The sequence below is a fragment of the Acetomicrobium sp. S15 = DSM 107314 genome (assembly GCF_016125955.1).
Lineage (GTDB): Bacteria > Synergistota > Synergistia > Synergistales > Thermosynergistaceae > Thermosynergistes > Thermosynergistes pyruvativorans.
Genome location: NZ_JADEVE010000388.1, coordinates 130803 through 140909, shown reverse-complemented (window position 1 = coordinate 140909; position 10107 = coordinate 130803). Strand labels below are relative to the sequence as shown.

Genomic DNA, 10107 nt, shown 5'->3' with positions numbered 1-10107 from the left:
CCATTATGTTTATGACCTTCGCCTCGACGATGGCCATGCAATGGTCTATCACTAACGGTGTGCCCAACTCTCCAGTGATGTATTCGCAGTCGCAAAATTTGTCGATGCTGCGGCCACTCTTAAAGCCGAAATTGCCTATGAACGTCATGGGCACATCTTCTTCCAGAACCGATATGCCCATTATGCCGATTTTTTCTACCAACGTTGTGGTAAAATTATCTTTATGCATCGCAGCTGCGTTGCATATCGGCTCGGCCGTTATTTGCATAACGGCGTTGGCGCTTATGGCTTGAAACGAAGTATCGGGCTCCTCGCAGCAGCCACCTCATCTAAGCGGGATACGACCGTATCGTGAGGGGCATCCTTCAGGAGCTCAGGGGCCGCTTTTGCCTCCTTAGCTATGGTGATCATGGTTTCAGCAAAGACATCCAACGTCTCCTTGCCCTCCGTCTCGGTGGGTTCTATCATCAACGCCTCTTTGACGACCAAGGGGAAATAGATCGTCGGCGGGTAAAAACCGTAGTCTATGAGGCGCTTGGCAACATCGAGGGCCGAGATGCCGCACTCCTCTTTCAAATTCGAGCACGAGACCACGCACTCGTGCATGCAGGGGCGATCGAAGGGAACGCGATAATGACCCTTGAGGCGTTTTAGCAGGTAGTTGGCATTCAGGACCGCGTTTTCGGCCACTTCCCGCAGACCCGAACTTCCCATGCTCAATATATAGGCGTAGGCCCTAACCAAGACGCCGAAGTTGCCGAAATAAGAGCGAACTTTGCCCACGGAAAGGGGACGGTCATAATCGAGGTGATAATGCCCATCCTCAAGCACTACCACGGGCTTTGGGAGGAAGGGCACAAGCCTTTCGCACACGCCCACCGGTCCGGCCCCCGGACCACCGCCGCCGTGAGGCGAACTGAACGTCTTGTGTAGGTTCAAATGGACCACGTCGAAGCCCATATCGCCCGGGCGACTCACTCCCAATATGGCGTTCAGATTGGCACCGTCATAGTAAACCAAACCACCTGCGCCGTGAACCGCCTCGGCAATGGGAACTATCTCGTCCTCGAAAAGGCCGAGCGTGTTCGGATTCGTGAGCATCAGGCCTGCCGTTTCCTTGCTGAGCAGGCTTTTCAGCGTATCGAGGTCGACCGTGCCGCGTTCGTTCGACCTCACCTCCACCACTTCGTAACCGAGCATGGCGGCAGAGGCGGGGTTTGTGCCGTGGGCTGAGTCGGGCACCAGGATCTGTCTTCTCCTGTTGTCATGCCTGTGGGCATGGTAGGCCTTTATAATCATGAGGCCCGTCATCTCACCGTGTGCCCCGGCGGCGGGCTGCAGCGAAAAGGCGGCCATCCCCGTTATCTCGGAGAGCATCCCCCCGAGCTCGTGCATGAGCCTCAATGCCCCTTGAACCGTCTCCTCGGGTTGGTACGGATGAATGCGGGAAAAACCAGAGAGGCGCGCCACGGTTTCGTTCACCTTCGGATTGTATTTCATAGTGCACGATCCTAAGGGGTAAAAGCCGTAGTCTACGCCGTAATTGAGCTGCGACAACCTCGTGAAGTGGCGAACCACGTCGACCTCGCTCACCTCGGGAAGATTCAAAGCGCTTTTTCGCCTATGCTCTTCGGATGTAAACAACGGTTCTGGAAGTTCAGGCACATCACAGGAAGGAAGGGAATAACCGACTCGCCCAGGGGATCCCATCTCGAATATGAGCTTCTCAGGGTCTCTCATGACGAAGCACCTCCCGCGACCCTCACGAGGCGATCTATTTCCTCGCAACTCCTCTTTTCCGTGACCGCCAAGAGCCAACCGTCTGGCATCTCGGGGTAATCCTTCCACAGCGGATACCCGCCTATGATCTTTTCACCCAAGAGGCGTCGATTGAGATTTCCCACGGGTTCGGTGCTCAACAGGACGAATTCCCTAAAGAAGGGGGTCGAAAAAGCGGGCTTGAATTTGCCGAGCCCTGTGAGGGCTTCGTATGCGTATCGGGCCTTCTTTTGGCAAAGCTCGGCGACTTTGACCAAACCGTCTCTTCCCATGAGAGAGAGGTATATCGCTGCGGCTATGGCGTTGAGCGTGTGATTCGTGCATATGTTAGACGTGGCCTTCTCGCGCCTGATGTGCTGCTCTCGAGCCTGGAGGGTGAGAGCGAAGCCACGTTTGCCGTTCTTGTCGTGCGCAATTCCCACTATACGACCAGGCATGCGACGCACGAACCTCTCTTTAGCGGCCAAAAAACCGAAGTGAGGGCCCCCGAAGGAGATGGAGTTTCCAAGAGGTTGACCGCTTCCTACGGCTATATCCGCACCGCTCTCTCCGGGGGATTTAAGGAGCGCAAGCGAAATAGGGTCCACGCTTGCAACGAAGAGGGCGCCATGGCGGTGGGCGATCTCGGCGATCGCCTCTAAGGGTTCGACGACGCCGAAGAAGTTGGGGTTTTGTACAAGCACCGCAGCGGTGTCGGGCGAAACCTTTTCTTCCAACTCCTCTAAATTCGCCTGTCCGTTTACGTAGCCGAACTCCTCTACTTCCATATCTCTGAACGTCACATAGGATCTTACGGCCTGCCTGCTCTCAGGATGTATTGACCTGGCCATGAGCACACGACTTCTACCGGTAATGCTGCAGGCCATTATCGAAGCTTCCGCCAAGGCCGAAGCCCCGTCATACATGGAAGCGTTGGACACATCCATACCCGTAATGTCGCATATCATTGTCTGATATTCAAAGAGCGCCTGCAACGTCCCCTGACTGATCTCCGGCTGATAAGGCGTATAAGACGTATAAAACTCCTGGCGCAATAGGATCTGATCGACCGCTGCCGGGACGTAATGGTCGTAGGCGCCGGCCCCCAAAAAACAGGCGCACGCATCGAGGTTTAAATCTGAGTCGGCCAAGGCCTGCATGTGAGAAACGAGCTCCATCTCCGAAAGGGCCCCGGGCAGGTTGAGCGTCCCTTTAAAGCGAACGTCCTCTGGGATGCACGAAAAGAGGTCTTCCGCAGAGGAAAGGCCCAGGGCCTCGAGCATCTGCGCGCGTTGCTCCTGGGTGTTGGGTATGTATCGCATGGCTACGACTCTTCGCACAACCTTCGGTAGGCAGCGGCATCCAGAAGCGAATCGAGCTCGGAGGGATCGCTCATCTCGATGGCGGCGATCCACGCGCCGTAGGGATCGCTATTCAGGAGCGCGGGGTCGCTCTTGAGGGACTCGTTCACCTCGACAATTTTGCCGGAGACGGGCGCGTATATGTCAGAAGCAGCCTTCACAGACTCGACGGAGCTCAGTTGGTCTCCCGCCTTTACGACCTTACCCACCTCCGGCAGCTCCACGTAAACGACGTCGCCGAGCGCATCCTGGGCGTAGTCACTGATGCCGACATATGCCTTCTTACCTTCGACCCTCACCCATTCGTGCGTCTCCGCATACTTCAGTTCTGACGGAAATTCTGCCACTCTCGACACCTCCTGTGATTGATTCCTTTTTAAAAAATCTAAACCTTCCCGCTTCTGCGATAAAAAGGAGTTGGAACGACTATAGCCCTATGCTCCTTGTCTCTTATTAACACCGAAAGCTTTTGGCCCTCGCGAGAAAAATCCGAATTTAAGAGGGCCAAGGCCAAATACTTCTTCAAGTAAGGCGCAAAATTGCCCGACGTGACGAGGCCGACGGCCTTGCCATCTGCGCGCACCTCATATCCCTGACGAGGGACGCCCGGGTCCAACAGCTCAAGCCCCACTATTCGCCGTTTCACCCCTCCTTCCTTTTGCGCCCACAACGCTTCCTTGCCTATGAAATCTTTACTGAACTTGACAAAGCGATCAAGGTCGGCTTCAAGGGGCGTCACCCTTTCTGAAAGTTCATTCCCGTAAAGGGGTAGGCAAGCCTCAAACCTCAGCGTGTCCCTGGCACCCAATCCGGCCGGCACTAACCCGAGAGACGAACCGGCGTCGAGCAGGCGCTGCCATAGGATAGGCGCCTCGGTTGCGTCGAGGTATATCTCAAAGCCGTCCTCTCCGGTATAACCGGTGCGCGAAAGGAGCGCGCTTGTGCCCCCTATCGATACGTTGGGTTCGAATCGATAGAATCCTATCTCGTTAAGTGGTTGAGGTGTGAGCCTCTGGAGAATTTCCAAAGAATTGGGCCCCTGGAGGGCAAGTTGGGCATATTGGTCTGAGACGTCCTCGATTTCCGCGCCAGATGCGTGTAAAAGTAGCCACTGGTAATCCCTTTCCACGTTCGCGGCATTGACCACCAACAAAAATCTTCCTTCGCCGAGCTTATAAACGAGAAGATCGTCGACGATGCCGCCATCGGGATAACACATAGGGGAATAAAGCACCCGTCCTGGCTTCATCGCTGAAATGTCATTCGTGAGAATGCGCTGAAGGGAAGCCTCGCTGCCTTCACCTTTAACGATGATCTCCCCCATGTGAGAGACATCGAAGAGGCCAGCTGCATTCCGCACGGCGTTATGCTCCGCCAGAATGCCGGAATACTGAAGCGGCAAAAGCCAACCATGAAACTCTACCATTTTCGCCTTCAATTTCAGATGCTCTTCGTACAATGGGGTTTTCTTCAACATCTTCACCGCCCAGCACGCCCTTTCGCAAATAATTATGGCTGTTATATTAAATTGCGTCAAATGGCAAATGTCGCTTTCTTTTGGCTTAGGACTTAAGACCCATTCGAGCTGATCGGATTACGCCATTAGGCGCATTCATCTTGCGCGAGCTAATGATAAGATATCAAATCGTGGGCTATGACCATATGAAAACAAAACTCTTTCTCTGCCGCTGAATGGGGGTTACAAATTGCCGCTCGTCGTGCCAATCGAAAGCTTACAACCAGGGATGATGGTCGCCATAGATGTCTTGGGCGATGGCGGACAGCTCCTCCTCGCGCGGGGTACGAGGCTTTCCCGCCAGAGGATAGAGAGCCTGAGGCGCCACGGCATTCTATCCATCAAGGTCCTACTCCCTTCGGACGAAGAAGAAGCCGACGAAGCGCTCACTCCATCGAACATAGCCCTCAAAGTGCGCAGGCAGATAAGGGAGATTTACGATTTCGCCCGATCAAAAAAGGCCTTGCCGGAGGATGTTCTTTACGAGGTCACCGAGGAGATCGCTTCCGTAATAGAGAGTATATTTTCCGCGAGCAATCTTGTATTTTCGGATATGAAGCACTTGGCGAACCATGATGAGTACACCTATGAACACTCTTGGATGACCACGCTCATCTCCCTGGCACTAATGCGAGTAGCCGCCGAAAATGGCTTTATAACATATCCCGACTTTCAGACCCGCCTCGACTTGGGGATAGGGGCACTGCTTCACGATATAGGAAAGGTGCGCATATTGCCGGAAATCTTGAACAAACCGGGACCGTTGAGCGCCGAAGAGTGGGAGATCATGAAGATGCACCCTCAGTGGGGATGGGAGATCATGAGAAAAACCCCCACAATCATGCCGCTGGCGCGAGGCATTGTGCTTCATCATCACCAACACTGGAATGGGACAGGCTACGGCCCCGCAAGCGGCGTACTTTTGAAGGGAGAAGAGATCCCAGAAGTAGTCCGCCTCGTCACCGTAGCCGACACGTACGACGCTTTGATCTCCGACCGGCCATACCGGCCGGCATTTCTCCCGGTCGAGGCCCTCGAAATCTTGAAAGGTGAGGCAGGGGCCAAACTCGATCCGAACCTTGCGCCGCTCATGAGCGAGATAGTGGTCGACTACCCAACGGGATGCGTCGTGATTTCACGCGACGGCGCAATAGTAAACGTCAGCACCCCCTCTCACAGGGGTGAACCCGTACGCGGTCTCGTCATAGGCTCTATATCGGAGCGCAGCTGGGCCTTGGTAGGGAAAGAGGCGGAAATTCCGAGGAGTTCTATCTGCTGCGGCGGCAATTCTTTAGACAATTTAGCCAGCAGGATAAAGAGCCATCAGAAAGAGACCTTGTTTATCGCACAGATTAACCCTCATAAGCTTTCCCTGAAGTCTCTTCCTTCGTGGCAAAAGGTCTTAGAACGCGCGCTGAGACCCATTATCCAAGATTAGACATGTATATAAAAGTCAGAAAGCTTGCCTTTTATCCCAGCGGACGCCAGCAGCCTCAAAATCGCAAGGCGTCAGAGACGAGAGAGCGTCGAACAAACTGGCCCTAAAGGTGCCAGGACCGCTGGAGACAGTGGCCGCCTTTTCTGCGGCGATGCCGAAGGCCACCAAGGCCGCCACGCTGCCCAAAAATTTATCGCCGCAAGAGATGGCGGCAGCCAAAACGAGCGAACCCGCCCAACATCCCGAGCCCGTTAACGATTTAAGCCAGACGTGGCCACCGTGCACCACCCATACCTGTTTCCCGTCGCTCACGTAGTCATCTTTGCCTGTAGCTATAGCCAAGCAACGAAACTTTTTGGCTACACCCGCGGCGGCCTTTGCGCTATCCCCCGTTTCGACTGCGTCGACGCCGCGAATCGCACCTCCCGCGCCGGCGAGGAGCGAGATCTCCGATCCGTTCCCCTTTACTATGGTCGGCGCACCGCTTTCGATAAGCCTCTCTACAAGTTCGCTCCTCAGCGTTGTAGCACCGTAACCCACAGGATCGAACAGAAGCGGCTTTCCTGCAGAACGAGCCTCTTCGACAGCTACAAAAGCGGCCTCCGCGCTCTCGCGGGTCGGCGTCCCGATGTTCACCAATACGCCGTCGCATGCCCTCGTCAACTCCCCTGCCTCGAGCGGGTTCCAGGACATTATGGGAGAGGCACCTACGGCGAGCATGACGTGCGCCTGTTCGTTCATGGCCACGGCATTCGTGATGTGATAGATGAGAGGATTACGAGGGCGTATTGCACTCCATGCCATTGCTACATCGGAAACGCTCCAGGACATGGCATTTACCACTCCTTCACTATGTGGCAGAGGCAGCCGTAACCCTTGCCTCCCTTAAAGCCTTCCTCCATGGCCTTGCGGACATACCGACGGGCTGCATCTACGGCTGCCAGCACATCCACCCCCGCGGAGATCCCCGCAGCTATGGCAGCGCTCAGCGTGCAACCCGTGCCGTGGGTGTTTTCGGTATCGATGCGCGAATGGGTAAAGCGGGTCACCTTTCCATCCCAGAGGAACAGGTCGACCACGTCCTTGCCCGGCAAGTGTCCGCCCTTCACCAGCACTCCCCGAGGGCCCATCTGCGCTATTTCTCGAGCGGCTATTTCCATACCTTCTTCATCCTCCACCGATAGCCCCGTGAGCCGCTCGGCCTCCGGCACGTTCGGCGTAACGATGTAGGCGAGGGGAAATAGCTCCTCTTTCAAAGCTTCGACGGCAGGATTATCTATCAAGGTATCGCCGCTTTGGGCTATCATAACTGGATCCACCACGAGCGCAGCGAAACGGTGCCGCCTCAGGACATCACATACGGCCCTCACGGTCTCACTCCTGCTGAGCATGCCGGTCTTCGCAGCGCCAACGGTGAAATCGGAGAGCACGGCATCTATCTGTGCTTCCACCATCTCCGGAGGGACGTCAAATATGCCGTGTACGCCCAAGCTGTTCTGCGCCGTAATAGCTGTGATGGCCGTGGTGCCAAAAACCTCAAAGGCTGCGAAGGTCTTCAAATCCGCTTGAATCCCAGCGCCTCCGCCCGAGTCGCTGCCAGCTATGGTCAAAGCGATTCCGCGATACGCCATTGTCATTCCTCCTCACACATTAAACCTGATCTCTACGATATCTCCGTCGCGAACGACGTAATCCCGCCCCTCAAGGCGTAACAATCCCTTCTCCCTACACCTCTGTTTGGAAAAGTCGTGGGCAGCGAAATCTTCGTAATGAACCACCTCGGCCCTTATGAAGCCCTTGGCCATGTCCGTGTGGATGGCTCCTGCTGCCTCGACCGCTGTGCTTCCGTCCCGTATGGTCCATGCCCTGACTTCATCCTTTCCAACGGTAAAGAAGGAAATAAGTTTCAAAATGCGGTAAGCAAATCTTATGAGGCGTTCTCTACCCAGTTCCTCTATGCCGGCGCTCTTCGCAAACTCCGATTCCTCTTCGGGTGAAAGCTCGGCCATCTCCATCTCCAGGCGACCGTAGACTTTGACCAGCTCGAGGCCTCTTTGAGAGGTCAACTCATATAGCCTCTCACATCCCGGGATAAGATCATCTCTCGTCTGATCTTCGTCCAAGTTCAAGGCCAGAAGCTCAGGCTTGCTGGTGAGGAAGGAAAAACCCTTGAGCCTCTTCTCCTCTTCGGGAGCAAAGCTCTCCTCCCTCAACGGGCGCCCCTCCAAGAGGTGAGCGCGACAGCGCCCCAAAAGGGAGAGCTCCGACTCGTCTTCCGGTTGAAGGCGCTTCTTGCCGCGCAATCCCTTGATGCGGCTCTCGCATGCCGATAGGTCTCTCAAGATGAGCTCCATCTCCACTATCTCCCAATCCTCCGCTGGGTCTATCCTGCCCTCGGGATGAGGCACATTGGGATCTCTGAAGGCGCGAAGCACGTGGATCAAAGCATCGCTCTTCTCAACGAAGGAGAGGAAGGAGACGCCCAAACCGGCTCCCTTGCCGGCGTCTTTCGCAATTCCGGCCAAGTCTACGAACTCAACCGTCGCCGGCACCACTCTCCTCGGATCAAAGGCTTTCGCGAGGCGATCCAAGCGCTTATCTGGGACGGGCACGATCGCCCTGTTCGGGTCAACCCTGCCGCTCGCATAGGGCTTCACTTCAGCCCCTGCCTTGGTGATTACGTTGAATATCGTGGTCTTCCCGCATAGGGGAAGGCCGATGATGCCACATGAAAGCAAGGGATCACCCCCAATAAATTATTGTGCAACGCTGCACCTTTTCCAGTCGGATAAAAGAAGGAGCCGTTCGAGCATAGAAGGATGGCTGTGATACCAGGCAGCGTACAACTTGTGTGGCGGGCTCCATGCGAGATTTTCCGAGGAAAGGCGGCGGAGAGCCTCCATCATCGCTTCTCTGCCAGCATATTCAGCGCCAAAGACATCGGCCTCGAACTCCTCCTTTCGCGCCCTGGAAGAAAGGAGCGGCTGGAAGGAGAGCGTGGAGATAAACCCCAGCATCGCGACGGCAAGGCCAAGACTCCCATGATAAAATCCTTCCAGGCCAAAAGATGCGGTAAAAAGAGGCGACGTCATGGCCGCCCATAAAAAGAAAAAAGCGCAGGCCTGAAATGATAGCAACAGGCCCAAACGGTTTGCCGCGTGGCGACGTTTCCAATGTCCGAGCTCATGCCCTATGATAGCCAATATCTCCTGATGGGGAAAGGAGCGCATCAGCGTATCGAAAAGGACCACTCTCTTCGCCCTCCCCAATCCTGCCAGGAAGGCATTGCCGTGAAGGGATCTCTTCGAGGCATCCGCCACCAAAACTTTGGCCGGCCGAAAACCGACGCTTTGAAGGAGGCCCTCGATCTGCTCACGTAGGGCCTCGTCCTGCAGAGGACCCAACTTGCAAAATAGCGGCACGACGATAAGTGGTAAAAAGGCCACAAAGAACAGCTCTACGCCGGAAAGGAGCAAAAAGCCCCACAAGGGCCAAAGAGGCTTTTCCAAAAGCCATGTGAGGGATCCCAGTAACCCTCCACCGATCGCACACAAAAACGACAACTTGATGAGCTGGTCCCGCCAGAAGAGCGCCGGCGAAGCCCGATTGAAGCCGTACGATTCCTCGACGCGGAAGGCTTCGTTCCATTCCCAGGGAAGCTGCACGAGCCAAACGGCCGCCGAGGCCACGACACCGAAGATCAAACCCGCCAAGAAGGGAGAGGTAAAGGTCATCCCTGCCCACGAGCTCAACGCAGCGTAGAGGCCGCTTTCTATGGCAACGGCCATTAGGACGTAGGCCGAAATCGTCTCCCCGAGGCACAAGCGCAGGTGATCTTGGGCATATTTAATCCCTCTGTGCCAGTTATAATTATCGGGCAAAATGTGAATCATCTCCTGAGGCGGCCCACCCTCTAACGTCTTTAAATGCCTCCACTCCAACGCGTGAAGGATTACCTCCCACGACGCTGCCGCCGAAAAGAGAACCCAAAAGGCGATTTTCCACATAACACGAACCCCTCCAATTGTGCACCG

General features: G+C 55.3%; 10 protein-coding genes. 1 reads left to right on the top strand and 9 read right to left on the bottom strand.

What is annotated here, in order from left to right; translation table 11 throughout:
- The 5 genes from EZM41_RS11885 to gcvT all read right to left on the bottom strand — a co-directional run.
- Positions 1–268: flavin reductase (locus EZM41_RS11885; RefSeq protein WP_232619342.1), on the bottom strand; the 268-nt coding region annotated here is incomplete at its 3' end.
- A 14-nt stretch (positions 269–282) separates the two neighbouring features.
- Complete coding sequence (gene gcvPB, locus EZM41_RS11880; RefSeq protein ID WP_198471269.1) at positions 283–1740, bottom strand: aminomethyl-transferring glycine dehydrogenase subunit GcvPB; 1458 nt, start codon at positions 1738–1740, stop codon at positions 283–285.
- Positions 1737–3098 (bottom strand): aminomethyl-transferring glycine dehydrogenase subunit GcvPA, encoded by a 1362-nt coding sequence (gcvPA, locus tag EZM41_RS11875; RefSeq protein ID WP_342449322.1) that lies wholly within the window; start codon positions 3096–3098, stop codon positions 1737–1739. Before gcvPA ends, gcvPB begins: the two co-directional genes overlap by 4 nt.
- Positions 3083–3466, bottom strand: a complete 384-nt coding sequence (gene gcvH, locus EZM41_RS11870; RefSeq protein ID WP_198471268.1) for a glycine cleavage system protein GcvH — start codon at positions 3464–3466, stop codon at positions 3083–3085. The genes gcvPA and gcvH overlap by 16 nt, the downstream gene beginning before the upstream one ends.
- Positions 3467–3504: 38 nt before the next feature.
- A complete protein-coding gene (gene gcvT / locus EZM41_RS11865) occupies positions 3505–4596 on the bottom strand; it encodes a glycine cleavage system aminomethyltransferase GcvT (protein ID WP_232619358.1) in 1092 nt (363 codons plus the stop codon).
- 229 nt (positions 4597–4825) lie between these two features.
- Here gcvT and EZM41_RS11860 point away from each other — a divergent pair, with 229 nt between their 5' ends.
- Positions 4826–6073 (top strand): HD-GYP domain-containing protein, encoded by a 1248-nt coding sequence (locus tag EZM41_RS11860; protein WP_198471267.1) that lies wholly within the window; start codon positions 4826–4828, stop codon positions 6071–6073.
- Between the two features lie 15 nt (positions 6074–6088).
- Here the strand turns inward: EZM41_RS11860 and thiM are convergent, their stop codons facing one another.
- Genes thiM through EZM41_RS11840 form a run of 4 tightly spaced genes read right to left on the bottom strand, consistent with a single transcriptional unit; the run spans position 6089 to position 10080 of the window.
- Positions 6089–6904, bottom strand: coding sequence for a hydroxyethylthiazole kinase (gene thiM / locus EZM41_RS11855; RefSeq protein WP_198471266.1), 816 nt, complete (start codon positions 6902–6904; stop codon positions 6089–6091).
- Between the two features lie 5 nt (positions 6905–6909).
- Positions 6910–7704, bottom strand: coding sequence for a bifunctional hydroxymethylpyrimidine kinase/phosphomethylpyrimidine kinase (gene thiD / locus EZM41_RS11850; protein ID WP_198471265.1), 795 nt, complete (start codon positions 7702–7704; stop codon positions 6910–6912).
- 12 nt (positions 7705–7716) lie between these two features.
- Complete coding sequence (ychF, locus tag EZM41_RS11845) at positions 7717–8811, bottom strand: redox-regulated ATPase YchF (protein ID WP_198471264.1); 1095 nt, start codon at positions 8809–8811, stop codon at positions 7717–7719.
- A gap of 18 nt (positions 8812–8829) precedes the next feature.
- Positions 8830–10080, bottom strand: coding sequence for a M48 family metallopeptidase (locus EZM41_RS11840; protein ID WP_198471263.1), 1251 nt, complete (start codon positions 10078–10080; stop codon positions 8830–8832).
- Between the last annotated feature and the right edge of the window lie 27 nt (positions 10081–10107).

Coding starts and splice junctions, on each gene's coding strand:
- gcvPB (WP_198471269.1), bottom strand. CDS start 1,740: ATGAGAGACCCTGAGAAGCTCATATTCGAGATGGGATCCCCTGGGCGA.
- EZM41_RS11840 (WP_198471263.1), bottom strand. CDS start 10,080: ATGTGGAAAATCGCCTTTTGGGTTCTCTTTTCGGCGGCAGCGTCGTGG.
- gcvT (WP_232619358.1), bottom strand. CDS start 4,596: ATGTTGAAGAAAACCCCATTGTACGAAGAGCATCTGAAATTGAAGGCG.
- thiD (WP_198471265.1), bottom strand. CDS start 7,704: ATGGCGTATCGCGGAATCGCTTTGACCATAGCTGGCAGCGACTCGGGC.
- thiM (WP_198471266.1), bottom strand. CDS start 6,904: ATGTCCTGGAGCGTTTCCGATGTAGCAATGGCATGGAGTGCAATACGC.